Origin of the sequence: Citromicrobium bathyomarinum (assembly GCF_021021475.1) — a bacterium.
GTDB classification, from domain to species: domain Bacteria; phylum Pseudomonadota; class Alphaproteobacteria; order Sphingomonadales; family Sphingomonadaceae; genus Alteriqipengyuania; species Alteriqipengyuania bathyomarina.
The window spans coordinates 59,677-83,913 of sequence record NZ_JAINWL010000002.1 but is presented as its reverse complement, the minus strand read 5'-3'; the positions used below and the strand labels follow the sequence as shown (position 1 = coordinate 83,913).

Genomic DNA, 24,237 nt, shown 5'->3' with positions numbered 1-24,237 from the left:
TTCCCGTTGAGCACGATCGCACAGGCTGGCGCTGGGGAAGAGGCACGCTATGACGGCATCATGCCCGACGCCCCCTCTCCCGCAACCGAGCGAGCGCCGATGCTCGGCGGCCGTTTCGCCGACCCGCTGATTCGTGCGCTGACGGTGTTCCTTGCCGGGATGGTGCTGCTGCTCGCGCTCGACCTGGTCAGCGAGCCGAGCGGTCGGGCGGGCGAGGATATCGCGATCGACCGGGCGCTGTCGGGCACCGACCATGCGTTGGCCACGGTGGTGGGCGACATCGGTGAAGAGACGCCCGATGCTTCGGATGCGGACAGCGCGGAACGGCGCGAGCGGGCGCAGTCGGCGGCGTTCTTCGTCGAGCAGGCGAACCTCGCCTGGCGACGCGGCGAGATCGACCAGACGGACGCTGCCGAGCAGGATCGCGGCGCCTCCGCGCTGCTGACTTTCCTTGGCGAATTGTGGACGCTGGGCTGGCTGCTGCTGCCGCTGGGCGCGCTCTCAGCGCGGCTGACCTGCCCCGCCACGGGCATGCGCCATCCCCAATGGCCGGTAATCTTCGCGGGCGAAGCGCTGGGCGGCTCGGCCGCGTTGATCGCGCTCGCACTCGCGCTGCACCAGCTGGGCCTGCCGGCGCAATTTGTGCTCGCCCCGCTGGTCAGCGCGATCGTGGTCGTCAACGCGTGGCGGCTGCGCGATCATGCGCGGCTCGACCGGGCGACTACGCTGCTGCGGCTTGCCCCCCTGCTGGTACTGCTGACCGTGATCCTGATCGGCGCTCGGATCGTCCTCGTCAGGCTCGGCATGCTGGGCTGACGACTGCGCGCGTGACGGCTCGACGGGCGATGTGCTTGTGCTAGAGGCGCAGGCGGACGGACAGGGGGCAGACGGGCATGAGCGATATTCCCGAGGCGATCGGTACGGCAAGCGAGGGCGGCCTGTTCGCGCGCGCGATTTCGCGTGAGAGTGGCGGCAGCGCTCTCGACGCGGACGGACACTTCGCGGAAACCGCCTGCCTCAATTGCGGGACAGAGCTGGTCGGCCCGCATTGCCACACCTGCGGTCAGGCGGCGCACCTGCACCGCACCCTGTCCGCCGTGGGGCACGATCTGGTCCACGGCGTGCTCCATCTCGACGGCAAGCTGTGGCACACGCTGCCGCTGCTCGCGTGGCGGCCGGGCGATCTCACCCGCCGCTATATCGCAGGCGAGCGCGCGTTCTTCGTCTCGCCGATGGCGATGTTCCTGTTCACCGTGTTCCTGATGTTTGCGGTGTTCCAGGCGGTCGGCTTCACCACCCCGGCGGACATCTCCATGCCCGACATGGAACAGATCGACGGTGCTCTCAAGCAGGAGCGCGAGGATCTGACCGACGAGCGCGCCGAACTGGTAACGAGCCTCGACGCCACCGACGACGAGGCGGAAGCTAGCCGGATCCGCAGCGAGATTGCCGATGTCGATGAGGAGATCGCGTCGATCGAGGCCGGTCGATCGGTTCTGACGGACAAGGATTTCGGCGAACCCGGCATGCACGTCACGATCGGCGATCCCCGGAGCAGCGAGTTCCTGCATCACCTCAACGAGAAATGGCGCAAGAACCCCGGGCTGATGCTCTACAAGCTGCAGTCCAACAGCTACAAATTCTCGTGGCTGCTGATCCCGCTATCGCTGCCCTTCGTGTGGCTGCTGTTCGCGTGGCGGCGCGAGTTCAAGGCCTACGACCACGCGGTGTTCGTGACCTATTCGCTCAGCTTCATGTCACTGATGTTCATCGCGCTGTCGCTGCTGGCGAAGGCGGGTGTCGGGTTGGGGTGGCTGTTCACGATCTTCGCGACGATCGCGCCGCTGCATATCTACCGCCAGCTGAAGCAGGGTTACGCGCTGTCGCGCTGGTCGGCGATCTGGCGGCTGCTCGTGCTGCTGTTCGCGATCTTTATCGTGCTCTCGCTATTCCTGCAGACCCTGCTGTTGCTGGGCGCGTTCTGAAGCGGTCAGGGAGGAGGCGGCTTGCAGATGGCAAGCGTGCTGTGACGCTGGTCGATCAATACGATATGCCCCTGCAACGCATGGGCCCCGATCAGCACTTCGGGATAATCCGTGGCAACCTTTACCGCGATGCCTTCCAGCCGCGCGCCCCCTATCTCTACCGGTCCGGCGAGCTTCGCATCGAAAATGTCGATGCGCGTGTTGGTCAGGCTGCCGCCACCGGCAGGGCCTGCCGCAGTCCCTTCCAGATCGGCAAAGACCGCGCCCGGCACAACCATCGTGACATTGGCACCGGTATCCACATTGCCGGTCGTTTTGAGCGCGCCGATCGTGACCGGAATCCGGAAAGCACGTTCAAAAGTCATCGCCTCCCGCAGCGAGGCGGGCATCTCCCGGCTGCGATAGAATGTCAGGCGGCGGGTCGAAAAATCGATCGCCAGCAACCCGTCGGCGAAGAACTCGCGCCCGAGGATGCCTGAGAAGGCGGCTTCGGGAGATACCCTGCTGCGATAGTCGCGCGCGATCACCGACAGGTCGCGACGCTCCAGTCCGCCCAGCGTCAGGCTGGCAATCCTGACCTTGTCGACCTGCGAACTGCTGACGCCATCGGAAGTCTCGTCCTTGCCATCGGCGGGCAGGTTCAGCGCATCGGCGAGCGTGGCGTCGGCACGGCCCATTCCGCTGGCACCTGTATCCAGCGCGAAGACGAAAGGGCCTTCGCCATTGACCATTGCATCGAGATAGATCCGTCCGTCGATCGTGCGGAACGGCAGGCTGAACACCGCCTCGGCGGGCGCTTCGATGGCGAGAGCGCAGGCGCTATCACGGTGAGTGTCCGGTCCGGCAGCGCGGGCCGGAGCGGCTGCGATCATCCCGGCCAGAATAGTATACGTAATAAAGTGATTGAAAGACAACGCGAAACCTCCCTGCTGTATTATCCACTTAATACAGCAGGGAGGAGCGGGTCAATCGGTCCCGTCGAGCTCGCCGTCGGTGGGCTCGGATGTCTCGCGCTTCTCGGCCACGTCGTCGCGCAGGTCGGCGGCCCCTTCGCTGACCTTGTCGGCCGCGACCACGGTCGCTTCTTCCAGCTTCTCGCCCACAACTTCGGCATTGGCGGCGGTGTCGGCGGCGGCACCTTCGGCAAACGCCTTGCCGCTTTCCTGGGTTTCCTCGGAACAGGCGACGAGGCCCAGCGAGGCGGCGGCAAGGGCAAGCAGAAGAGCGGTATTCGGGCGGTTCATGGCAAGTACTCCCTGGCGTATTAGCAAATGTTAACCATCATCGGGCGAGCGGGGTTCCCGCCGCCCATGCGACCTCTAGCCCAGCCGACGCGTGGCGAGAGCAGCAAATTGGCGAAATGCCGCTGCGGGACATGAAAAGGCCTCCCGGGTGACTGAAGGTCCAGTCGCGCGGGAGGCCTGAATACTAAGCCAGCTACAGATCAGCCAAGCAGAGGGCGTTACGCGCCTTGCGGAGCAGTGCCACCTTCCCCGCCGAAGCGCTTGCCCGCCTTGGGCACCGCCGATCCGCCGACGCTGCGCGGCTTGCGCGGGCCGCGGGGCTCGTCGGGCCGGTCGAGCTTGCCGTCCTTGAGCAGCTGGTCGATCTCCTCACCCGTCAGCGTCTCGAATTCGAGCATCGACTGGGCGAGCAGGTGCAGCTGGTCTTCCTTGTCGGTCAGGATCTGGGTCGCACGCTTGTGCGCCCCTTCGACCAGCGCACGGATTTCCGCATCGATCAGCTTGTTGGTCTCGCCCGAACCCATCGTGCGCGCCGACTGGCCCATGCCGAGGTAGCCTTCCTGCTGCTCCTCGTACTGGAGCGGGCCGAGCTTGTCGGACATGCCCCACTTGGTGACCATGTTGCGCGCCAGCGAGGTGGCGTACTGGATGTCGGAGCTGGCACCGCTCGACACCTTGTCGTGCCCGAAGATCAGCTCTTCGGCGACGCGCCCCCCCATGGCGACGGCGAGGTCGGCATGCATCTTGTCGCGGTGGTACGAGTAGTTGTCCCGCTCGGGCAGGCGCATCACCATGCCCAGCGCACGGCCGCGCGGGATGATCGTCGCCTTGTGGATCGGGTCCGATGCCGGCTCGTTCAGCGAGACGAGCGCGTGGCCCGCTTCGTGATAGGCGGTCATCTTCTTCTCATCGTCGGTCATCACCATGGAGCGGCGTTCGCTGCCCATCATGACCTTGTCCTTCGCGTCCTCGAATTCCTGCATCGCGACCAGCCGCTTGTTGCGACGCGCAGCCAGCAGCGCGGCTTCGTTGACGAGGTTGGCGAGGTCTGCGCCGGAGAAGCCGGGCGTGCCGCGCGCGATGGTGCGCGGGTTCACGTCGGGCGCCAGCGGCACCTTTTTCATGTGCACGTCGAGGATCTTCTCGCGCCCTTCGATGTCGGGCACGGGCACCACGACCTGACGGTCGAACCGGCCCGGACGCAACAGCGCGGGGTCGAGCACGTCGGGGCGGTTGGTCGCCGCGATGATGATGATGCCTTCGTTGGCTTCGAAGCCGTCCATCTCGACCAGCAGCTGGTTGAGCGTCTGCTCGCGCTCGTCGTTCGAATTGCCGAGGCCATGCCCACGGCTGCGACCCACGGCGTCGATTTCGTCGATGAACAGGATGCACGGTGCGTTCTTCTTCGCCTGTTCGAACATGTCGCGCACGCGGCTCGCACCAACGCCCACGAACATCTCGACGAAGTCGGAGCCCGAAATGGTGAAGAACGGCACGCCCGCCTCGCCCGCGATCGCGCGGGCCAGCAGCGTCTTACCTGTACCGGGCGAGCCGACCAGCAGCGCGCCCTTGGGGATCGTGCCGCCCAGCTTGGAGAAGCGCTGCGGGTCCTTCAGAAATTCGACGATTTCTTCCAGCTCTTCGCGCGCTTCGTCGATCCCGGCGACGTCCTTGAACGTCACCCGGCCCTGCTTCTCGGTCAGCATCTTGGCCTTGGACTTGCCGAAGCCCATCGCGCCGCCCGCGCCGCCATTCTTCTGCACCTGCCGCAGCGCGAAGAAAGCGATGCCCAGGATCAGCAGGAAGGGCAGCGACTGGATCAGGATGACCCAGAAAATGCTCATCTGCTCCTTGGGCGTGCCCGAATAGGTGACGCCATTATCGTCGAGCAGCTTGGTCAGGCCGCTGTCGTTGCCGACCGGCACCGTGTTGAACGTCTCGTCGTTCTTGAGCACGCCGGTAATCCGGTCGTCGGAGATCTGCACCTCCTTGACGGTGCCGCTCGCCACGCGGTCGCGGAAGTCGGAATAGCTGATCGTGGTGCCGGTGTTCTGGCTGGCACCGCCGAACATCGAGACCGCAAGCAGCAGGGCGAGGAAGACCCCGCCCCAGATCATCAGGCTGCGGATCCACGGGTTGGGGCCGCCGCCCCCCGGACCGCCAGGGCCCTGCCCGTCGGGCGTGTTCTGTTCGCTCATGAAAAACCGAGTCCTTTCGCCTGTGAATGTAGGCGCAAGGGGATGAATGACAAGTTGCGCGCGCCGCTTGTGCGCGCGGTGTCACGCAATCGGCTCAGAAGCTGAAGGCGCGGCGGGCCAGCCCCTCGGACGCACGGCGGTTGCCCCGCGTGGCGTCGGGCGCATCGCGCCGCTCGGCAGAGGTTGAGCTGCGGATTGGCACGACGCGCGAATCCTCGGCCTGGGGCGCAGCATGCGGGCGGCTTTGCGGGCCGGGAAGCGCGCGCTGGCCACCGCCCGGCGGCGTCCCACCAAGGCCCATCTGATCGAGCTTCGCCTCCAGCGCATGGTGCAGATGCTCGAGCCCCTTGGCGGCGGGCGACCAGTTGGCGAAGGCGGCGATCGGCTCGCGCCGCACCGCGACCTGCTCGACATGGCTGCTCGCCGGGACGACGGGCCAGTTGGCACCCGCATTCTCGCGCACCCAGCGGTGCAGCTTGCGCCGCTGGTCGTACATCGAGAGCACCGGAAGCACCGGCGGATGGCCCGGGCGCTTCGCCAGTTCCGCGCGAATAAAGCCGAACGCGCGCGCGGCGAGCGGGGAGGCGGGCAGCGGGACCACGATCAGGTCGGCGGCTTCCATGATCTGCTCGCTCACCTCGTTGATCATCGGCGGGCAGTCGAGCACGATGCGTGGATACTCGCCCTTCATGAAGTTGAGCATCTGCGCCAGCCGCTTCTTCGCGCCGATGCGGGCCAGCTGCACGGGGAGATCGCGCAGGCTCTGGTCGGCCCCGATCAGAGAGAGGCGGTCGTATCGGGTCGGCTCGATCAAGTCGCGCGGGGCGCGGGCGTGGTGGAAGGCGGAGATCGCCTTCTGCACCTTGCGCTCTTCATGGCCCAGCAGGAAACCCGCCCCGCCCTGCGGATCGAGATCGTAGAGCAGCGTTTCGTGGCCACCGGTCTGCGAGAAGCGCCAGGCGAGGTCCACCGCCATGGTCGTTTTCCCGACTCCACCCTTCATGCTGTAGACGGCGATGACGGCCATGTGCGCTTTCCCCCTGCTTGACGGTCCGAATCGGTTATCGGCAAATGTCTGACTAACATTAATCAAACACCGTCCATGCGCCTACTCAAGCCGCACAAAGCGCCCGAACCCGGGCTGGGACACGCTTTCGCAAACAGGTTAACGGGGGCGGTATGGGAGCTGCGGTGCCAGCCCGCACTCCCGTGCAGGCCGGTGCCGAGACAATGGCGATCGCCCTACATGCCGCGCGCGATCACCATCTTCATGATCTCGTTCGATCCGCCGAAGATGCGGCTGACGCGGCTGTCGCGGAACATGCGGGCGATGGGGTAATCGTTGATATAGCCCGATCCGCCATGCAGCTGCAGGCACTTGTCGACCACTTCGCCCTGCAACTCGGTCAACCACAGCTTGGCCATGCACGCGGTCGGCACGTCCAGCTTGCCCTCCAGATGCTGCGCGATGCAGTGATTGACGAAGACCTTGGCCGCGGTTGCCCGCGCCTTCAGCTCCGCGAGTGTGAACTGGGTGTTCTGGAAATCCCAGATCGTCTTGCCGAAGGCTTTGCGCTCCTTGGTGAAGGCGATCGTTTCCTCCAGCGCGCGCTCGATCGTCGACATCGCGCCCATCGCGATGATCAGGCGTTCCTGCGGCAGCTCGCCCATCAGCTGGTAGAAGCCCTTGCCTTCCTCCCCGCCGAGCACGTTCTCCGCAGGGACGAACACATCGTCGAAGAACAGCTCGCTGGTGTCCTGCGAGTCGAGCCCGATCTTGTCGAGCTTCTTGCCCCGCTGGAACCCTTCCGCACCGTCGGTCTCCAGCAGCATCAGCGAGATGCCCTTGGCCCGCTCGTTCGGGTCTGTCTTGGCGACGACGATGATGAAGTCGGCGATCTGGCCGTTGGAGATGTAGGTCTTGGCCCCGTTGATCTTGTAGCCGTTGCCGTCCTTCAGCGCGGTGGTGGTGATCGATTGCAGGTCCGATCCCACGCCCGGCTCGGTCATCGCGATCGCGCTGACCAACTCGCCCGAGACCAGGCGCGGCAGGTACTTCTTCTTCTGCTCTTCGGTCCCGTGGCGCACGAGGTAGGGCAGGATGATCGTGTTATGCAGGCTGGCGGCGAAGCCTTCGACATTGTGCCGGCCCTGCTGGTCGATCACCACCATTTCGTGCCGGAAATCGCCGCCGTGACCGCCATATTCCTCGGGCACCGACGCACCGAGCAATCCCGCCTCGCCCGCCTCGCGCCAGAATTCGCGGTCGACCTGGCCATCATCGCGCCACTTGAGGACGCGGGATTCTGGCGCGTGCTTTTCATAGAACTTGCCGACCGCGTCGGCGAACACCGCGATCTCTTCTTCGTCCATGAATTCGGGCTGCGGCACGTCTAATGCTGGCATTGGAGATCCTCTCGAAGCTTTTGTTTTGCGGACGAGACTAGCGAACCGGTTGCAAACTGCAATCGGTTCGCTGCGCTAGGAAACCGCGCCGGATTCCCGAAATTCCGTAATCTCGCCCTCACTCAGGCCCAGCTCCGCAAGGATGTCGGAAGTATCGTTCCCCGGCATCGGCGCGGGCGAAGGCGTTGCGGTTGCGGTGCCCGAATAGCGCGGCGCGGGCGCAGGCTGCGGGCTGTCCGCCACGTCGATAAAAGTTTCACGCGCGGCCATATGCGGATGCTCGCGCGCCTCGCTCATGGTCAGCACCGGGGCGTAGCAGACGTCGCTATGTTCCAGAGCCTCGTCCCACTCGGCGCGGGTCTTGGTTCTGAAGATCGCGGCGAGCTTGTCCTTGAGCGCGGGCCACTGCGACGGGTTCATCTGCGCGTCGAAGTCCGGGTCTTCCGCAAGGCCCAGCCGCGCGCGCAGCTCGGCATAGAATTGCGGCTCGATGCTGCCGATGCTGACGAACTTGCCGTCGGCAGTCTCGTAGGTGTCGTAGAAATGCGCGCCGGTATCGAGCAGGTTTGCGCCCAGATCCTCGCGCCACACGCCCTGATTGGCCATACCGTGGATCATGCTCATGAGCAACGCGGTGCCATCGGTCATCGCGGCGTCGATCACCTGGCCCTCACCGCCACGCGCGACGTTCAGCAGCGCCGAGACCATCCCGAAGGCGAGCATCATCCCGCCACCGCCGAAATCGCCGACCATGTTGATCGGCGGGGTCGGCTTCTCGCCCGCCCGCCCGAAATGGGCGAGCGCCCCGGCGAGCGCGATGTAGTTGATGTCGTGCCCGGCATAGGGCGCGTAAGGCCCCGTCTGGCCCCACCCGGTCATCCGACCGTAGATGAGCTTTGGGTTGTCGGCGAGCAGCACTTCGGGCCCCAGCCCCAGCCGCTCCATCACTCCGGGCCGAAAGCCTTCGATCAACCCGTCGGCGCTGGCGCACAGCTTGCGCGCGAGCGCGATGCCCTGCTCGCTCTTCAGGTTGAGCGCGATCGACTTGCGCCCGCGTGCGAGAATATCCTTGTTGGAGATCGGCTGCGAGCCGCCGCGCCCGCCGCTCGCACGGTCGATGCGGATGACCTCCGCGCCGTGGTCGGCCAGCATCATGCCGCAAAACGGACCCGGCCCGATGCCTGCGAATTCGACGATGCGCAGCCCTGCGAGCGGGCCCGCCATTACCTGCCCTTCCAGTTGGGTGCGCGCTTCTCCGCAAAAGCCGCCGCGCCTTCGCGCGCGTCCTCGCTCATGAACACCTGGGGCATCAGCTTGCCCTGCTCGTCCCACCGCGATTCGAGGCTCCAGCCGCGCGATTCCTCGATCACCTGCTTGGAGACTTTCACCGCGAGCGGACCGTTGGCGGCGATCGCCTTTGCCAGCTCCATCGCCCCGTCCATCACGCTGCCATCGGTCACCCGGTTGACCAAGCCCAGCTCGTAAGCGCGGGGGGCATCGATGAAATCGCCGGTCAGCGCCAGCTCCATCGCGACCTTGGGCGGGATCTGGTCGGGCAGTTTCATCAGGCCGCCGGCCGCCGCGATGAGGCCGCGCTTGACCTCGGGAATGCCGAACTTCGCACCACTATGGGCGACCACCATGTCGCACGAGATCATCAGTTCGAGCCCGCCTGCCAGCGCATAGCCTTCGACCGCGGCGATGATCGGCTTGGCCGGGCTCTTCTGCGTCAGCCCGCCGAAGCCGCGCCCTTCCACGATCGGGCTCTCCCCGCGCAGGAAGCCTTTCAGGTCCATGCCCGAACAGAAAGTGCCGCCCGCGCCGGTCAGGATCGCAACGCGCAGATCGTCTTCGGCATCGAGCCGGTCGAGCGCGGCGGCGATCGCTTCGGCTGCCGCCTTGTTCATCGCGTTTTTGGCGTCGGGCCGGTTGATGGTGATGACCAGGACGCCGTCCTTCACCTCGGTCAGAATATCGTCGCTCATGTCTCTCTCCCATGCGCCTTCGCGATTACGTGGCGCTTTGCAACCGATGCTGCATAAGCCCGCACGCAGGGTCAAGCGGGAAGCGAGCGGAGCACGCCTCGCGGATAATGCGAATGCGTTCCACTTACATGCGCAGCCTCTTAAAGCGCCGCCATGTCGCGCGGCGCAATCCGATTCTGGTACGTGGTTCACAAGTGAAGCAGCCTGATTCCCGCGCCGTTCCTGCTGATGCTGTGCATCACCGGACTGCCGCTGATCTTCCATGACGAGATCGATGCCGCGCTGGGGGAAGATTACGACTCCACGTTCGCCGGCGCGCCCTCGGCCGAAGGCGGCACCGCCAAAGCCGATGTCGAATGGGAACTGCCCGTCGTGCCGGGCGTGACCCCGACCGGCCGCGCGCTCTACGCCGGCGAGCAATATGTCGATGCGGCCAACCCGCTGGAGATCGACAGCTGGGCGGTGTTCGACCTGGGCGCACGCTACGTCTTCGCGGCGGGCGATGTGCCCGTCACCTTGCGCCTCGCGGTCGAGAATGTCGGCAACCAAGCCTACTGGGCCTCTGCCTTCGACACCTTCTCGAACGCGCTGCTGCAGGGTCGCCCACGCACGGTGCGCGCCTCGATCTCCGCCGACTTTTGAGCAGACCAAGACCAACGGCTCGTGCCCCGAAAACCACCGCGCACGAGCGCAACGTCACGCCTTCTCCGCCGACAGGGGCGCGTTGTGGCGCAACTCTGATGCTCTGAGAAAACTGGCGCACCCGACAGGATTCGAACCTGTGACCTCTGCCTTCGGAGGGCAGCGCTCTATCCAGCTGAGCTACGGGTGCATCGCGCGATGCGGATGGCGCGCTTAGCAAAGCGAACGGATGTGCGCCAACGGAAAATCCTCGCCGCGCATCATCTTGCCGCGCGTTAGCGGATTGGCAAGGGACGGTCGCTAGCCTTGTGCAGTCATGAGCGACCTCGCCCCCGATCATTTTCCCGGCCATCCGCCCGTCCGCGCACCCGGCAGCGACAGCGACGGGTTCGAGCGGGGCAATGCGACCCTGATCGAGCAATGGGCGGCGGTGGAAGATGCCGCCCGGGTGGTCGCGCTGCTCGCGGGGCAGCCCGCGCCCGAGTTCGACGCCCCCGATCAGGCACTGATCGCCCGCCTCACCAGAGCCGACGCTGGCCGCACGCAAGCCTCCATCCTGGCGCTCGACGAACTGGTGGCGACGATGCGCTTCGGGCTCGACGCGCTGCTCGCCGCGCACGGGACGAGCGCCGATCCGCGCCCCGCGGCGCATTGCCTGTGGCGCGAATACCAGCGCGGCCGCGCGGCGACCCTGCGCGAAGCGGCGCTGGCAACGCGCGGCTGACCACGCTGCGCTTGACAGCGGTGTTCACCTCCTGTTCTTGAGGTGCATGGCCGAATCGTCCTTCCTGCTCGACCCTTCCACCAGCCCGGCACCCGCAGCGGCCCAGCATCCCTGCGATGCCAGCGGCGCGGCCCGCGGGATCATGCGGCTGTTTGCGCGCAATGATATCTGGTGCACGACCGAGATGCCGCTGCGCGGAGGGCGCCGCGCGGACCTGATGGGGATCGATGCCAAGGGCCACGTGATCATCGTCGAGATCAAGGTATCGCGCGCCGATCTGACTGGCGACGCCAAATGGACCGATTATCTGGACCATTGCGACAAGTTCTACTGGGGCATCGGCACGCATCTCGACCGGGCAATCCTCGAAGGAGAAGCCTTCCTGCCCGAACGGTGCGGGCTGATCGTCGCCGATGGCTACGATGCGGAGATCATCCGCCCGGCGGCGCGGCATCCTCTGGCTCCGGCGCGGCGCAAGGTCGAGGTGGAGCGGCTCGCCCGCACCGCGATGCGCCGCACGACCGTCGCCTGCGATCCTGATTGCGCGCCCTGGGGCGGCGAGAAATAGCGGAGCAGCCGGTAAAATGGCCGCATGCCGGGTCTTCGCACAAGCCCCTCGCCTAATCTTCGCGCGCGCGGCATAAGGCGCGCCATCATGCTGATTGCCCTGATCCTTTCCACCATGGCGATGGTCGCCATCGTGGCGCTGCGCTATCTCGCGATCAGCGGGGCCTTCGCCGCGCTGACGACGCGGGTGCGACCCGGCCATCACGCGGGGCTCAGCACACAGATCCGGCGCGAGATCGGCTGGTCGCTGGTGTCCGCCGCGATCTACGGCATTCCCGCAGGTGTGGTCGCCTGGGGCTGGGACAGCCTGGGCTGGACCCGGATCTACGCCGACTGGAATGCCTACCCGCTGTGGTATCTGCCGCTATCGGTGTTCCTGTATCTTTTCGCGCACGACACCTGGTTCTACTGGACGCATCGCTGGATGCACGAGCCGCGCGTGTTCCGCGTGGCGCACGCGGTCCATCACGCCAGCCGCCCGCCGACCGCATGGGCCGCAATGAGCTTTCATCCGATAGAAGCACTCACAGGTGCGGTGGTTATCCCGCTGCTCGTCTTCCTCGTGCCGATTCACATCGCTATGCTGGGGGTGGTGCTGACCGTGATGACCGTCATGGGGGTGACGAATCATATGGGGTGGGAGATGTTTCCGCGATGGCTGGTCCGGTCGCCTGTGGGCGGATGGATCATCACCGCGAGCCATCACCAGCTCCACCACGAACGCTACCAATGCAATTACGGGCTCTATTTCCGGTTCTGGGATCGTTTATGCAAAACCGATCGAGGTCTCTCGAAAAGCTTTCAACCCTGACGCTCGCCACCGCGGCGATGCTCACGCTCGGCAATGCGCCGGGGGTGCGGCAGGATGTGGTGGTCACCGTGGTCGACCTGCGTTCGACGCAGGGCACCGTGCTCGCGTGTCTGACCGACAGATCGGGCACCTTCCCCGATTGCGCCCACGACGAGACCTCGCAAAAGCGGGTCGTGCGGGCCAATGCGCGGGTTACCATCGTATTCAACGACGTTCAGCCGGGCGAATATGCGATCTCGCTGCTGCATGACGAGAACGGCAACGGCAAGGCGGACAAGACGCTGTTCATCCCCAAGGAGGGGTTCGGCTTCTCGCGCGATGCCAAGGTCCGCTTCGGCCCGCCGCAATTCTCCGCCGCAGCCTTTACCGTGGGCGCGGATTCGCCGGTCTATCAGACGATCCGGATGCGCTATCTCAGCCGCTAGAGCCATACCCGCCGACGGAGCGCCTTCCCGGGGCGAAGCATAACCTTAAATTTACCACGGTGCTGCACAACGGACCCGAAGTTTAAAAAGGGTCTGTTTTTGTGATGGATAGCTTGCGCGGAAATCCTGGCGTGTTCGACGAACTGCAGGACGACACGTCGTGGGAGGAGAGCGACACCGACGGCGAGCTGTCGGTGGACGAGACGCCGCCCTCCCTCGTCGGCCAGGACGAGCGCCGGATGCAGGTGCGCGCCTATAACTACTGGGCGGGACTGCTGGGCGACCGGACTTTCCCCAGCGTGGAGGATATCGAATCCGACCGGCTGCCCGATTTCAGCGAAAACAGCGTGCTGCTGGATTTCACCAGCGGCACGGAAGACCCCGCGATCGTGTTCCTGGGCGACAAGCTGGCCGGCGAATGCCATTGCGATCACCCGATCCGGACGCTGGCCGACGTGCCCAGCCGATCGCTGCTGAGCCGGATTACCGACCACTATCTGCAGATCCTCGCCAACGAGGCACCGATCGGGTTCGAGGCAGAATTCGTCAACGATACCGGCGCGACCGTGCTCTATCGCGGAATCCTGCTGCCCTTCTCGTCCGACGACGAGACGATCGACTTCATCTACGGCGTGATCAACTGGAAGGAAGTCGCCGACCAGCTGACCACCGATGCGCTGCTGCTCCAGATCGATCAGGCGCTCGACAGCGGGGCGCGCCCGCAGAGCGAGGATGACGACGAACTGCCCGCCCCCGAGCGGCGGGTTACCGCGGTCCCGTCGATCACGCGCTGGGCGGATGGCCCCGGCTCGTCCCCCGACCAGTCCCATGGTGAGGAAACCGCACGCGAAGCCGCGCGACCGGTGCCCAACCCCGTCCCCAGCCCCACGTTCGCCCGGCTCCACGCGCATGTCGGCGGCGGCCCGCTCTCGCCGCCGATGCCGGGCGCGACCGGAAACGATGGATCACGGGGGTCTGCAAACGCGACCGGCCTCCACGCCTGCCTCGCCGAGGCACGCGCGCTGGTCGAAGCCGCCGGGCATGTCGATGCACGCAGCCGCGTGGCGCTCTACGCTGCGGTGTCGCGTGCGCATGATGTCGCCCTCGCCGCGCAGGCGGAGCCCGACGCCTTTGCCGCGCTGCTGCACGAGCATGCAATCGAGGCTGCGCCGCGCGCGCCGATGACCCCGGTGGTCAAGCTCGTCTTCGGGACGGACTACGACAAGTCGCGCATCGCCGAATATGCCGCCGTGCTCGCCTTCGCGCAGCGCGAGGGGATCGCCCATGGCGCCCTCGCCGCTTTCCTCGACGCGGCGGACGGCGGCCTGAAAGGCGTGGTTGCGCGCGAGCGGGCCTTCCGCCGCGAAGCCGCAGGCAAGCCCGCCGCCGGCGGCGCAAAGGCACGCGTGCGCCGCAAGCTGGCCACTCTGCCCGCCCAGCCGATCGACGCGATTCCGGTCGAGGGCGCGGAGTTCTCCGTCTGCGTGATCCGCCGCGATGCCGACGGGGCAATCGCCTTCCTCGGCGAAGTCGCCGATGACGAGCGTCTGCTTGCCCGCGCGGCGAAACATCTGGCCCACGCCACGCGATAACCCCCGTTTGTGCCGCATCTTGCGGCATTGAGGGGTTCACTCCGCGCGAGAGGCCCGCTAGCGCGCCTTGGATGGGGATTTTCACTCGCCGACCGGTCCGCGTGCAACCCTTCTTCGGGTATCGCAACCGCGAGCGGCTGGTGCTCGTGGGGCGGACCCAGCGCTCGCGCCCGCCCGAGTTCGAAGAAGCGGGGCGCTGGCGCACGTTCCGCGTGATGATGTCGCAGTTCTTCGCCTCGGAAGTGCGCAATGTCGGCGTGACCTTGTGCCTGACCCGTTCCGACGGGGAGGATTTCAGCTACACGACCACCTCCGACGACGACGGCTATTTCCGCTTCGAGATCGATCTGGAGGGCGACTGGCCCTATCCCGCGCAGACCGCCTGGGAAGTTGTCCGGCTGGGATGGGACAACCGCGACGGGCACCAGAGCGTCACCGGCCATGTGCTGGTGCCGGGAGCAGACGCGCAGATCGGCGTGATCTCCGACATCGACGATACGATCATCGAAACCGGGATCACCGGCGGCTGGCACAATGTCGTGCGCAACTGGAAGCGGATCTTCGCGCAGATGCCGCACGAGCGGATTCTGGTGGAGGGCGCGGACTCCTTCTACGGCGCGATCGGTGGCGGGCTGACGGTGAGCGAGTCCGAACCACCGACCGGTGCCGTCATTCCCACAACGCACCGGCCGTTCTTCTACATCTCGTCCTCGCCGTGGAACCTGTTTTCCTACCTCGTCGCGTTCCAGCGCTCGCGCGAATTGCCGCTGGGCGCGTTGTTCCTGCGCAACTGGGGCTTCAACCGCGCGACCATCGGCAAGAAGAGCCACGGCGCGCACAAGCATCAGGCGATTGGCGAGATCCTCGCGCATTTCTCGCACCTGCGCTTCGCCTTCATCGGCGACGACACCCAGGGCGACCTGCCCGCCTTCGCCGAAGCGGTCGCGCGCGAGCCCGATCGGATCGCGGCGGTGTTCATCCGCACCACCGAAAAGGCGCTGTCGGAAAAGGAACTTGACGCGAAACGGGTCATCGAGAGCTTTGGGGTGCCCCTGTGGCTGGGGAACAGCTATGCCATCGGTCGGGATTTCCTGAGAGCAGCAGGGGTGGCACCGCATGGGGAAACATCGCGCATCGTGGAAACGGTGGGTCCGCGAAATGGAGAAGAAGCCTAAGGAACCAGGCGGCTGCTGCCTGGTCCAGATGATCTTCGTCCTCGCGCTGACGATCCTCGCATACAACCTGTACCACGGGGTCTGGCCGGATCTGCGCCATCACCTGCTCGACAAGGCGGACCTTGCCTTCACCTTCCGCAACGATGTCGAGGTGCGCGGGCCGATCGCCTACGGGCGGCACGAGGATCAGGTTCTCACCATTACCCGCAGAGAGGCGGCGCGCAGCGATGCAGCGCTGCCCGTGCTGGTGTTCTTCCACGGCGGCAGCTGGGCGAATGGCAGCCCCGAGGCTTACGGCTTCATCGGCCGCAATTTCGCGCCGCGCGGCTTCGTGGTGGTCAATGCCGGTTACCGGCTGGTCCCCGAAGGACGCTATCCGGCGATGCTGGCGGACAGCGCGGCGGCGGTGAAGTGGACCGCGCGCAACATCGGCAGATATGGCGGCGATCCCGACCAGATCTATCTGATGGGCCATTCCGCCGGGGCCTATAACGCGGTCATGCTGGGGCTGGACCGGCGCTGGACCCGCCGCCTGGGCCTGCCCGACGACACGATCGACGGCGTGATCGGGCTGGCCGGGCCGTACGACTTCCTGCCGCTGGAGGGAGAGGGGATGACAAACGCGTTCGGCGAAGCAAAGCCGCTCGCCGCGACCCAGCCGATCCGCTTCGCGCGCAAGGATGCGCCCCCCATGCTGCTGATCACCGGCGCGGACGACGAGCAGGTGAGCCCCGACAATGTGCGCAAGCTCTACGATGCGCTCGCCGCGAAGGGCGCGCCCGTCCGGCGCGTGGTGCTGGAGGACATCGGCCACATTACGCTGGTCATGGGCCTCGCCAAGCCGTTCGATCAAGACCGGCGGGTGAAGGACGAGGTCTCCGGGTTCCTGCGCGAGCAGATCCGCGATGCCGCACGCGAACGCGTCCGTTCGGAGCGCCGCGCACGCGAGATGGCGGCGACCCGCGATGCCGACAGCCCGCCTGCTCGCGAAGTCCGCGACCCGGCTCCTCCCGCAGCGCAAGCTTCAGGAGACATTCAGCCCGCCGGGGGCTAGCATGCCGGCATGATCGCGCACCTCCCCCGCATCACGATGCCCCCCCTTGCGCTGCGGCGGGTTGTGGCCCGATTCGTCGCGCTGCTGCTCGCTTTCTCGCTGACCGCCCAGCCCGCGATGGCGCAGAGCATCCTGCGCGATGCGGAGACCGAGGCGCTGCTGCGCGACCTTGCCGATCCGCTGGTCGAGGCGGCGGGGCTGCGGCCCGGCAATGTCGACGTGGTGCTGGTTAACGACCCGTCGATCAACGCCTTCGTTGCAGGCGGGCAGGTGGTCTATCTCCACTCCGGCCTGATCAACGCGGCGGACAGCGCCAACGAGGTTCAGGGGGTGATCGCGCACGAGCTCGGCCACATCACCGGCGGCCACGTGATCAACACCGACGGGGCGAGTGCGGCGCAGACCATCTCCATCCTCTCGCTGCTGATCGGGGTCGCGATGGCGGCAGCGGGCGGCGGCGATGCGGCGATGGGCGCAATCATGGCCGGGCAGCGTGCGGCGATGGGCAAGTACCTGGCCTTCAATCGCACGCAGGAATCCTCTGCCGATGCCGCCGGGGCGCAGTTCCTTTCCGACGCCGGGATTACGGGCAAGGGCTCGCTCGAATTCTTCGGCAAGCTGCTCAACCAGGAATACCGCTACAGCCGCAGCCAGAGCGAAGAGGCAGGGTTCAACCGGACCCACCCGCTCTCGGGCGATCGTATCGCACGCCTGCGCGAAGTGTACGAGAAAGACCCTGCGTGGAACACGCCGCCCGATCCGCAGCTGCAGGCCCGCTTCGAACGCGTACGTGCCAAGCTTTACGGTTATCTCGCCGAACCCGCCCGGACGCTCAAAGCCTATCCGGTGACGCGGACCGATATCCCCGCGCGCTACGCCCGTGCCTATGCCTATCACAAGGATGCACGGATCGATCAGGCGCTCGCCGAAACCGACGCGCTGATCGCCAGCGATCCCGACAACCCCTATTTCCTCGAACTGCGCGGCCAGGTGCTGCTCGAATCCGGACGGCCCGACGAGGCGCTGCCCGCGCTGCGCCGCGCGACCGAGCTGACGCAGAACGAACCGCTGATCGCATCGCTGTTCGGCCATGCGCTGATCGCGACCGAGGATCGCAGCCACTACGACGAGGCGGAAAGCGTGCTGCGCGCCGCGGTTGCCAAGGACCGCCGCAATCCCTTCGCGTGGTATCAGCTGGGCCTGGTCTACGCCGCGAAGGGCGACATGCCGCGCGCGCATCTCGCCAGCGCCGAACAGCAGGTGATGCAGCGCCAGTATATCGAGGCGCTGCGCAGCGCCCAGCTCGCCGAATCCGCCCTGCCCGAAGGCTCGGCAGACTGGCTGCGCGCGCAGGATGTGCGGATGCAGGCGCAGGCCGCACTCGAAGCCGCGCGCGAAGACAGCTAGAGGCCCTTTCCCATGAAGAACGAAATCCTGCGCCTGGTCGGGGTGCTCGCACTCGCACTCCTCGGCGGCTTTCTCGGCGCGTGGCTGTTCGCAGCGACCGGCCTCGGCGACCGGCGGACAGAGGCCTACCTGCTCGACAATCCCGAAATCCTCCCGCGCATGGCGGAGGAACTGCAGACGCGCGAAACCGAACGGCGGCTGGCACAGGTGGGCGACGAATGGCGCGAGCCGTTCCCCGGCGCGGTCCTCGGCAATCCGAAGGGCAGCCGCACCTTGTTCGAGTTCTCGGACTATAATTGCGGCTATTGCCGGATGAGCCTGCAGCACGTGCAAGAACTGATCGCGCGCGATCCCGAACTGCGCGTGGTGATCAAGGAATGGCCGATCTTCGAAGGCAGCGACGTCGCCGCGCGGATGGCGCTCGCCGCTGCCAAGCAGGGCAAGTACGCCGCGTTCCACGATGCACTCTACAAGAAGGAGGTGGCCGACAGCCAGACGGTCGACCAGGTCGGCAAGGCGATCGGCCTCGACATGGAGCGTGCCCGCAGGGATGCGCAGGGGCAGGATGTGACGATGGAACTGATGCGCACTGCCGCGCTGGCGCAGGATCTCGGCTTTACCGGCACGCCCGCGTGGATCACCGGCAACCGGATTCTGCAGGGCGCGCAGGGCACCGAGCGCCTGGCGCAAGCGATCGAGGATAGCGCCGAAACGCCATGATCCGCCCAGTTTCCATCGCGGCGTCGATCACCCTGTCGCTCGCGGCGGGGCTTGGCGCGCTGCCCGTGCAGGCGCAGACGCCAGAGGCTCCTCCGGCTGCGATCGACGCGCCGCGCGCAATCCTGCCCCCGGAGATCGCCGAACTGCGCCGGCAGGACGAGCGCGTCCTGCAGCTCGGCTACCGCCTCGTCACCGGCAATGCGCGGTTCTGCGCGGACAGGACCCACACCGCCGGGCTGCTGCTGCACGACATGGGCGCCTATGGCGAGGGCGAGGCCCTGCGCGGTCTGCTCGGCCTGACCGGCGATATCGGAGTGCAGGCGCTGGTGCCGGATGGTCCCGCCGCGCGCGCGGGGCTGCAGGTGGACGATACCGTGCTCGCTGTGGGCGACCTGGTGATTGCCGATATCCCGACCGAGAAGTCCAAATCGTGGGAGCGGATCGAGACGATCCGCGCGAAGACCGAAAGCCTGCTCGCGCAGACCGGCACTCTACCCATCACCGTTCGGCGCGCGGACAAGCCGGTCACGCTGACCGTCACCGGCGAACCCGCCTGCCGCAGCCGGTTCGAGATCGGCGAAGGCGGCCGCGCCGTGGCCGACGGGCACCGGGTGGTGATCGGCCCTGAATTTGCAGGGATCGACTATCCCGATCCGTTGCTCGCCGCGGTGCTGGGCCATGAGTTCGCGCACAACATCCTGCGCCATCGCGAATGGTTCGACGCCAATGGTGGGCGCAAACAGAACACGGTGCGCCTGACCGAGCGCGAGGCGGACCGGCTGATGCCGTGGCTGCTGGCCAATGCAGGCTTCGATCCGGTCGCGGGGGCGCATTTCTTCGAACGCTGGGGCCCGCGCCACGGCGGCTGGATCTTCCGCGCCCGCAGCCATGACGGGTGGGACGAGCGGGCCGAGTTCATCCTCGCCGAAATCCCGCTGATCGAGGCGCAGCTGGCGCAGGGCGACGGGGCCGACTGGGCCGACTGGGCGACCGGTTTCCGGCGCGAAGAGCTGCCGGGCAAGGATCTCGCCGGGCGCTAGGCAGCGGCCTCTTCGTTATCGAGCGCCTTGGCGTAGGGCGACGACAGAGGCCGTGCCATCACCCGGCGGACCATCGGCTCGAAGAACTCCAGCGGCTCGCTCTCGTAATCCGGGTCGAACGCGGCCTGGTCGTATTTCTCGCAGAATTCTTTGCACGCTTCGTAGTGCGGATGATCGCGGAACTGTTCGCGCGCGTTCTGGTCCATGCCGAGGAAGTGGAAATAGTAATAGCCCTGGAAGGCGCCGTGGTTCTGGCAGATCCAGTGCACCTCCTCGCTGACGAAGGGCTTGATGATCGAGGCAGCGACTTCGGGATGGTTGTAGCTGCCCAGCGTATCGCCGATATCGTGGAGCAATGCCATCACCACGTAGCGCTCGTCCCGCCCGTCGCGATGGGCGCGGGTGGCGGTTTGCAGCGAATGCTCCAGGCGGCACACCGGAAAGCCGCCGAAATCGCCGTCGAGCAGCTTGAGATGGTCGAGCACGCGGTCGGGCAGGCCCTTGGCGAAGGCCATGTATTCGCCGCTGATGATCGCCCAGTCCTGGGCGGTGCCTTCCTTCATCTCGCGGAATTTGGCGCGCTCTGCGGCCGAATGCAGCGTGTCTGCTGGTTGCATTGGTCCTCTCCTTGGCGTGAGAAACTAACCGATCACCGCGGCTTGCGCAAAAGTTTGTGAGAATGCGGCCGGTTGCGCTAAATGGGGGCCATGGCCGTGCTGCCCTACCGCCCCGCCCCGTTCTTCGCGAACAAGAATCGCGCCTTCTGGAACCTGCAATTCGCGGGCTGGGGCGGCGCGATGCTGCTGCGCTGTGTGCAAGGCCTCGTCAACGGGCAGGGCCTCGGCCTGCTGGCGATCGTGTTCCCTGCAACCGTGACGGGCTTTTCGCTCAGTCTGCTGCTTTCGGTGATCTATCGCAACCTGATGGGCCGGCAGCCGCTGGTCACCTGGGGGTTGACCACACTCGCCCTCGCCACCGCGCTGAGCGTGCTGGTCCTGATCGAGGCATGGGTGGCCGGGCTGTACTATTTCGATCGCGAAACCACGCTGACCCAGCTGTTCTTCCTCTACCTTGCGGTGGAGGGCCCGCTGCTGGGTGCGTGGACCGGGCTCTATTATGCGATCAACTATTTCCTCCAGCTGGAGGAGCAGGCCGACCGGCTTGAACGGCTGGAGGCGCAGGCGACCAGCGCGCAGCTGGCGATGCTGCGCTATCAGCTCAACCCGCATTTCCTGTTCAACACGCTCAACTCGATCTCCACGCTGGTGCTGCTCAAACAGACCGAGCCCGCCAATGCGATGCTCACCCGCCTGTCGCGCTTCCTGCGCCACACGCTGGTCTCGCAGCCGGGCGGCACGGTGACCGTGGCGCAGGAGGTGGAGACGCTGAAGCTTTACCTCGATATCGAGCGGATGCGGTTCGAAGAGCGGTTGCAGACCGAATTCGACATCGCGGACGAAGCGGCCGAGGCGTGCCTGCCCTCGCTGCTGCTGCAGCCGCTGGTCGAAAACGCGATCAAATACGCGGTCTCCCCGCTGGAGGAGGGCGCGAAGATCTCGCTCACCGCGCAATTGTCCGGCTCGCGCCTGCGGCTGGTGGTGTCGGACACCGGGCCCGGGCTCAAGACCCCGCTGGATGCGACCGGCACCTCGCTCCCACGCAGCGACAGCCCGGATTCGACCGGGGTCGGCCTCGCCAATATTCGCAACCGGCTCGCCCAGGCGTATGGCGAGAACCATCTGTTCGAAATTCGCTCCCCGGTTCAGGGCGGCTTCACGGTGATTATCGAAATCCCGTTCGAGCGTGAAGGCGAAGACATTGCCGCAGCGCTCGCACCGCCGCCCGAACTGACCACACACCCCTCGCTTCTCGGAGAGGCGCGGGATGGATGGTCGACCGAGCGGCGGCACGGGAAACAGGATGCTGGACCGGCCGTTGATTCACCGGCGTACCCCCGCGCCATGGGCCCCAGCCCGATTGGATAGTGAGAAAATGACCATCAAGACGATCATCGTGGACGACGAGAAGCTGGCCATTCAGGGTCTGCAACTGCGGCTCGAGAAGTTTGAGGATGTCGAGATCATCGACACCTGTTCGAACGGGCGCGAGGCGATCCGCAAGATCAAGACGCTGCGCCCCGACCTCGTCTTCCTCGACATCCAGATGCCCGGTTTCGATGGCTTCGGCGTGGTGCAGGGCGTGATGGATATCGAACCGCCGCTGTTCGTGTTCGTCACCGCATTTCAGGAGCATGCGATCCGCGCGTTCCAGGCCAATGCGCTGCATTACCTGATGAAGCCGGTCGACGAGGACAAGCTGGCCGACGTGATCGAACGCGTCCGCCAGCGGATGACCGAGAAGCGCGGCGCGGACGAGGCGGAAAAGCTGATGAACGTGCTCGCCGAAGTGGCCCCCGAAGCCGCCGAGGAATTGCAGGACGGCGCGGCCGACGGATCGGACCGGTTCGAGAAACTGCTCAACGTCAAGGACCGGGGCAAGATCTTCCGCGTCGAGGTCGAATCGATCGAACATATCGAGGCGGCGGGCGATTACATGTGCATCTATACCGGCGATAATTCGCTGATCCTGCGCGAGACGATGAAGGATCTGGAACGCCGACTGGACCCGCGCAAGTTCCAGCGGGTCCACCGCTCGACCATCGTCAATCTCGACCAGGTGCGGCAGGTGAAGCCGCACACCAACGGCGAGTGCTTCCTGGTGCTGAGCTCGGGCGCAGAGGTTAAGGTCTCGCGCTCCTACCGCGACGTGGTCGCGCGCTTCGTGCATTGACCGCTTAGGTCGTCATTGCGAGGAGCGGAACGACGAAGCAATCCATGGTGCCATGGATTGCCGCGCGGTCCCGGACCGCTCGCAATGACGAAGATTTGCCAATGAGCGATTTCACTCTTCCCGGCTTCGACCTCGATGCCTTCGTGCGCGCAACGCTGGCGGAGGATCTGGGCGAAGGCCTGCCCGGCGGCGGGCGCGACGTGACCTCCGAAGCCGTCATCCCGGCGGATGCAAAGTTCACCGGGGTGATGGACAGCCGCGATCCGATCAGCGTGGCGGGACTGCCGATCGCAGCGGCGTTCTTCCGCGCGCTCGACCCCGACTGCGCGATCGAGCAGCTGGTCGAGGACGGCGCGCAGGTCGCGCCTGGCACCGACCTGATGCGGATCGAGGGCAATGCCCGCGCGCTGCTGACCGCGGAGCGCGCCGCGCTCAATACGGTGCAGCACCTCTCCGGCATTGCCACGCTGGTGCGCAGCTACGTGCAGGCGATGGACAATCCGGACTGCACATTGCTCGACACGCGCAAAACCCTGCCCGGGCTGCGCATGCTCGAAAAATACGCGGTGCGGATGGGCGGCGGCGCGAACCACCGCATGGGCCTGTGGGATGCCGCGATGATCAAGGACAATCACGTCGCGGTGGCCGGATCGGTCGGCGAGGCGGTGCGCCGCGCGCGCGATGCGGGCGTTGCGGACATCATCTGCGAGGTCGACCGGATCGACCAGATCGGCCCCGCACTGGATGCGGGCGCAACCCGCCTGCTGCTCGACAATATGGAACCCGATACCCTGCGCGAAGCGGTCGCGCTGGTTGCCGGGCGCGTCCCGACCGAGGCCTCTGGCGGGATCAACCTCGATACGATCCGCGCCAAGGCGGCGACCGGGGTCGATTACGTATCGGTCGGGCGACTCACCCAAAGCGCGCCCGCGGCCGATATCGGCCTGGATTTCACCACCTTGGCGTGACCCGCGGCTTGCGGAGACCCGCGCCATACGGCACCGTCGATCCCTCGGGACACCAGGGGAGCACATCGGTGAAGCCGCAATCCATCAAACTGTTCGACTATTTCTACCTCGGGGCGATGTTCATCGGCCTGCTGGCCTTCATCACGAGCTATCCGGCACTCAAGGCGCAGCTCGCGGCGCAGGCAGCACAGACCGGCGTTGCCGTTCCGCCGAGCGTGATCTGGATCGGCTATGCCGTCGGCGCGCTGATCGGCCTGCTGATGTGGTATCTGGTGTCACAGCGCCGGGTGGTGATCGCCAAGTGGGTGATCGTCGCCTTCTTCCTGTTCTCGCTGATCGGGGTGGGCGACTATTTCGGCGGGCCGCTGGTGCTATCCCGCATTTACGGCCTGGTCGGCCTGCTTGCGCAGGCGGCTGCCGTGGTCATGCTGTTCCGCGGCGATGCGATCCGCTGGCTCAACGGCACGCCGACGGACGACGCACCGCCTCCCCCCGACGCCTGAG

The 24,237-nt window shown here is 66.1% G+C and carries 25 protein-coding genes and 1 tRNA gene; 17 read left to right on the top strand and 9 right to left on the bottom strand.

What is annotated here, in order from left to right:
• Positions 1-6: 6 nt before the first annotated feature.
• Entirely contained in the window at positions 7-816 is an 810-nt protein-coding gene (locus tag K7H93_RS08285) for a hypothetical protein (RefSeq protein ID WP_230783240.1), read from the top strand.
• Positions 817-893: 77 nt separating this feature from the next.
• A complete protein-coding gene (locus tag K7H93_RS08280; protein ID WP_230783239.1) occupies positions 894-1,985 on the top strand; it encodes a DUF3667 domain-containing protein in 1,092 nt (363 codons plus the stop codon).
• Between the two features lie 5 nt (positions 1,986-1,990).
• On the opposite strand, the gene K7H93_RS08275 is transcribed toward K7H93_RS08280, so the two are convergent.
• From K7H93_RS08275 to K7H93_RS08245, 7 genes are all read right to left on the bottom strand, one after another.
• Positions 1,991-2,857 carry an aspartyl protease family protein gene (locus tag K7H93_RS08275; protein ID WP_230783238.1) on the bottom strand — a complete coding sequence of 289 codons (867 nt, stop codon included), beginning with the start codon at positions 2,855-2,857 and terminating at the stop codon, positions 1,991-1,993.
• Between the two features lie 93 nt (positions 2,858-2,950).
• On the bottom strand, positions 2,951-3,229 hold the full coding sequence (locus tag K7H93_RS08270) for a hypothetical protein (RefSeq protein ID WP_054525412.1): 279 nt from the start codon (positions 3,227-3,229) through the stop codon (positions 2,951-2,953).
• A 218-nt stretch (positions 3,230-3,447) separates the two neighbouring features.
• Positions 3,448-5,427 carry an ATP-dependent zinc metalloprotease FtsH gene (ftsH, locus tag K7H93_RS08265; RefSeq protein WP_276530710.1) on the bottom strand — a complete coding sequence of 660 codons (1,980 nt, stop codon included), beginning with the start codon at positions 5,425-5,427 and terminating at the stop codon, positions 3,448-3,450.
• A 94-nt stretch (positions 5,428-5,521) separates the two neighbouring features.
• Complete coding sequence (locus tag K7H93_RS08260; RefSeq protein WP_230783237.1) at positions 5,522-6,454, bottom strand: ParA family protein; 933 nt, start codon at positions 6,452-6,454, stop codon at positions 5,522-5,524.
• Between the two features lie 215 nt (positions 6,455-6,669).
• Positions 6,670-7,833 carry an acyl-CoA dehydrogenase family protein gene (locus tag K7H93_RS08255; protein ID WP_230783236.1) on the bottom strand — a complete coding sequence of 388 codons (1,164 nt, stop codon included), beginning with the start codon at positions 7,831-7,833 and terminating at the stop codon, positions 6,670-6,672.
• A gap of 75 nt (positions 7,834-7,908) precedes the next feature.
• Entirely contained in the window at positions 7,909-9,057 is a 1,149-nt protein-coding gene (locus K7H93_RS08250) for a CaiB/BaiF CoA transferase family protein (RefSeq protein WP_230783235.1), read from the bottom strand.
• Positions 9,057-9,818 (bottom strand): crotonase/enoyl-CoA hydratase family protein, encoded by a 762-nt coding sequence (locus K7H93_RS08245; protein WP_054525416.1) that lies wholly within the window; start codon positions 9,816-9,818, stop codon positions 9,057-9,059. The genes K7H93_RS08250 and K7H93_RS08245 overlap by 1 nt, the downstream gene beginning before the upstream one ends.
• A gap of 228 nt (positions 9,819-10,046) precedes the next feature.
• Here K7H93_RS08245 and K7H93_RS08240 point away from each other — a divergent pair, with 228 nt between their 5' ends.
• The gene (locus tag K7H93_RS08240; protein WP_230783234.1) at positions 10,047-10,460 is read left to right on the top strand and encodes a TonB-dependent receptor; all 414 of its coding nucleotides are present in this window, start codon (positions 10,047-10,049) and stop codon (positions 10,458-10,460) included.
• Positions 10,461-10,573: 113 nt separating this feature from the next.
• On the opposite strand, the gene K7H93_RS08235 is transcribed toward K7H93_RS08240, so the two are convergent.
• Positions 10,574-10,650, bottom strand: a tRNA-Arg gene (locus tag K7H93_RS08235).
• A 126-nt stretch (positions 10,651-10,776) separates the two neighbouring features.
• Between K7H93_RS08235 and K7H93_RS08230 the strand changes: the two genes are divergently transcribed.
• The 10 genes from K7H93_RS08230 (at position 10,777) to K7H93_RS08185 (ending at position 19,975) form a co-directional block, all read left to right on the top strand.
• Positions 10,777-11,184 (top strand): hypothetical protein, encoded by a 408-nt coding sequence (locus tag K7H93_RS08230; protein ID WP_230783233.1) that lies wholly within the window; start codon positions 10,777-10,779, stop codon positions 11,182-11,184.
• Between the two features lie 46 nt (positions 11,185-11,230).
• Positions 11,231-11,752: an MmcB family DNA repair protein gene (locus tag K7H93_RS08225; protein WP_010235434.1), complete on the top strand. Its 522-nt coding sequence runs from the start codon at positions 11,231-11,233 to the stop codon at positions 11,750-11,752.
• 87 nt (positions 11,753-11,839) lie between these two features.
• Positions 11,840-12,562 (top strand): sterol desaturase family protein, encoded by a 723-nt coding sequence (locus tag K7H93_RS08220; protein ID WP_230783232.1) that lies wholly within the window; start codon positions 11,840-11,842, stop codon positions 12,560-12,562.
• Complete coding sequence (locus tag K7H93_RS08215; protein WP_230783231.1) at positions 12,520-12,987, top strand: DUF2141 domain-containing protein; 468 nt, start codon at positions 12,520-12,522, stop codon at positions 12,985-12,987. The genes K7H93_RS08220 and K7H93_RS08215 overlap by 43 nt, the downstream gene beginning before the upstream one ends.
• 104 nt (positions 12,988-13,091) lie before the next feature.
• A complete protein-coding gene (locus tag K7H93_RS08210) occupies positions 13,092-14,579 on the top strand; it encodes a PAS domain-containing protein (RefSeq protein ID WP_230783230.1) in 1,488 nt (495 codons plus the stop codon).
• Positions 14,580-14,650: 71 nt separating this feature from the next.
• Positions 14,651-15,754: a phosphatase domain-containing protein gene (locus K7H93_RS08205; protein WP_230783229.1), complete on the top strand. Its 1,104-nt coding sequence runs from the start codon at positions 14,651-14,653 to the stop codon at positions 15,752-15,754.
• Positions 15,738-16,808 carry an alpha/beta hydrolase gene (locus tag K7H93_RS08200; RefSeq protein WP_230783228.1) on the top strand — a complete coding sequence of 357 codons (1,071 nt, stop codon included), beginning with the start codon at positions 15,738-15,740 and terminating at the stop codon, positions 16,806-16,808. Before K7H93_RS08205 ends, K7H93_RS08200 begins: the two co-directional genes overlap by 17 nt.
• Positions 16,809-16,817: 9 nt before the next feature.
• Positions 16,818-18,215, top strand: coding sequence for a M48 family metalloprotease (locus tag K7H93_RS08195; RefSeq protein WP_420840379.1), 1,398 nt, complete (start codon positions 16,818-16,820; stop codon positions 18,213-18,215).
• Positions 18,216-18,227: 12 nt separating this feature from the next.
• Positions 18,228-18,935 carry a DsbA family protein gene (locus tag K7H93_RS08190; protein WP_230783226.1) on the top strand — a complete coding sequence of 236 codons (708 nt, stop codon included), beginning with the start codon at positions 18,228-18,230 and terminating at the stop codon, positions 18,933-18,935.
• Positions 18,932-19,975, top strand: coding sequence for a hypothetical protein (locus K7H93_RS08185; protein ID WP_230783225.1), 1,044 nt, complete (start codon positions 18,932-18,934; stop codon positions 19,973-19,975). The genes K7H93_RS08190 and K7H93_RS08185 overlap by 4 nt, the downstream gene beginning before the upstream one ends.
• Here K7H93_RS08185 and K7H93_RS08180 read toward each other — a convergent pair.
• Positions 19,972-20,592 (bottom strand): HD domain-containing protein, encoded by a 621-nt coding sequence (locus tag K7H93_RS08180; RefSeq protein WP_010235464.1) that lies wholly within the window; start codon positions 20,590-20,592, stop codon positions 19,972-19,974. The two genes, K7H93_RS08185 and K7H93_RS08180, sit on opposite strands and share 4 nt — an antisense overlap.
• Positions 20,593-20,682: 90 nt before the next feature.
• On the opposite strand from K7H93_RS08180, the gene K7H93_RS08175 reads away from it, so the two are divergent.
• From K7H93_RS08175 to K7H93_RS08160, 4 genes are all read left to right on the top strand, one after another.
• On the top strand, positions 20,683-21,960 hold the full coding sequence (locus K7H93_RS08175; protein WP_010235467.1) for a sensor histidine kinase: 1,278 nt from the start codon (positions 20,683-20,685) through the stop codon (positions 21,958-21,960).
• 7 nt (positions 21,961-21,967) lie between these two features.
• Positions 21,968-22,765 carry a LytR/AlgR family response regulator transcription factor gene (locus tag K7H93_RS08170; protein ID WP_230783224.1) on the top strand — a complete coding sequence of 266 codons (798 nt, stop codon included), beginning with the start codon at positions 21,968-21,970 and terminating at the stop codon, positions 22,763-22,765.
• A 101-nt stretch (positions 22,766-22,866) separates the two neighbouring features.
• Entirely contained in the window at positions 22,867-23,733 is an 867-nt protein-coding gene (gene nadC, locus K7H93_RS08165) for a carboxylating nicotinate-nucleotide diphosphorylase (protein ID WP_230783223.1), read from the top strand.
• Between the two features lie 68 nt (positions 23,734-23,801).
• Complete coding sequence (locus K7H93_RS08160; RefSeq protein ID WP_100068243.1) at positions 23,802-24,236, top strand: hypothetical protein; 435 nt, start codon at positions 23,802-23,804, stop codon at positions 24,234-24,236.
• The last annotated feature ends 1 nt before the right edge of the window (position 24,237 follow it).

Coding starts and splice junctions, on each gene's coding strand:
- K7H93_RS08245 (WP_054525416.1), bottom strand. CDS start 9,818: ATGAGCGACGATATTCTGACCGAGGTGAAGGACGGCGTCCTGGTCATC.
- K7H93_RS08180 (WP_010235464.1), bottom strand. CDS start 20,592: ATGCAACCAGCAGACACGCTGCATTCGGCCGCAGAGCGCGCCAAATTC.
- K7H93_RS08205 (WP_230783229.1), top strand. CDS start 14,651: ATGGGGATTTTCACTCGCCGACCGGTCCGCGTGCAACCCTTCTTCGGG.
- K7H93_RS08185 (WP_230783225.1), top strand. CDS start 18,932: ATGATCCGCCCAGTTTCCATCGCGGCGTCGATCACCCTGTCGCTCGCG.
- K7H93_RS08240 (WP_230783234.1), top strand. CDS start 10,047: ATGCTGTGCATCACCGGACTGCCGCTGATCTTCCATGACGAGATCGAT.
- nadC (WP_230783223.1), top strand. CDS start 22,867: ATGAGCGATTTCACTCTTCCCGGCTTCGACCTCGATGCCTTCGTGCGC.
- K7H93_RS08220 (WP_230783232.1), top strand. CDS start 11,840: ATGCTGATTGCCCTGATCCTTTCCACCATGGCGATGGTCGCCATCGTG.
- K7H93_RS08255 (WP_230783236.1), bottom strand. CDS start 7,833: ATGCCAGCATTAGACGTGCCGCAGCCCGAATTCATGGACGAAGAAGAG.
- K7H93_RS08225 (WP_010235434.1), top strand. CDS start 11,231: ATGGCCGAATCGTCCTTCCTGCTCGACCCTTCCACCAGCCCGGCACCC.
- K7H93_RS08260 (WP_230783237.1), bottom strand. CDS start 6,454: ATGGCCGTCATCGCCGTCTACAGCATGAAGGGTGGAGTCGGGAAAACG.
- K7H93_RS08190 (WP_230783226.1), top strand. CDS start 18,228: ATGAAGAACGAAATCCTGCGCCTGGTCGGGGTGCTCGCACTCGCACTC.
- K7H93_RS08170 (WP_230783224.1), top strand. CDS start 21,968: ATGACCATCAAGACGATCATCGTGGACGACGAGAAGCTGGCCATTCAG.
- K7H93_RS08270 (WP_054525412.1), bottom strand. CDS start 3,229: ATGAACCGCCCGAATACCGCTCTTCTGCTTGCCCTTGCCGCCGCCTCG.
- K7H93_RS08250 (WP_230783235.1), bottom strand. CDS start 9,057: ATGGCGGGCCCGCTCGCAGGGCTGCGCATCGTCGAATTCGCAGGCATC.
- ftsH (WP_276530710.1), bottom strand. CDS start 5,427: ATGAGCGAACAGAACACGCCCGACGGGCAGGGCCCTGGCGGTCCGGGG.
- K7H93_RS08275 (WP_230783238.1), bottom strand. CDS start 2,857: ATGATCGCAGCCGCTCCGGCCCGCGCTGCCGGACCGGACACTCACCGT.
- K7H93_RS08215 (WP_230783231.1), top strand. CDS start 12,520: ATGCAAAACCGATCGAGGTCTCTCGAAAAGCTTTCAACCCTGACGCTC.
- K7H93_RS08175 (WP_010235467.1), top strand. CDS start 20,683: ATGGCCGTGCTGCCCTACCGCCCCGCCCCGTTCTTCGCGAACAAGAAT.
- K7H93_RS08230 (WP_230783233.1), top strand. CDS start 10,777: ATGAGCGACCTCGCCCCCGATCATTTTCCCGGCCATCCGCCCGTCCGC.
- K7H93_RS08210 (WP_230783230.1), top strand. CDS start 13,092: ATGGATAGCTTGCGCGGAAATCCTGGCGTGTTCGACGAACTGCAGGAC.
- K7H93_RS08200 (WP_230783228.1), top strand. CDS start 15,738: ATGGAGAAGAAGCCTAAGGAACCAGGCGGCTGCTGCCTGGTCCAGATG.
- K7H93_RS08195 (WP_420840379.1), top strand. CDS start 16,818: ATGATCGCGCACCTCCCCCGCATCACGATGCCCCCCCTTGCGCTGCGG.
- K7H93_RS08280 (WP_230783239.1), top strand. CDS start 894: ATGAGCGATATTCCCGAGGCGATCGGTACGGCAAGCGAGGGCGGCCTG.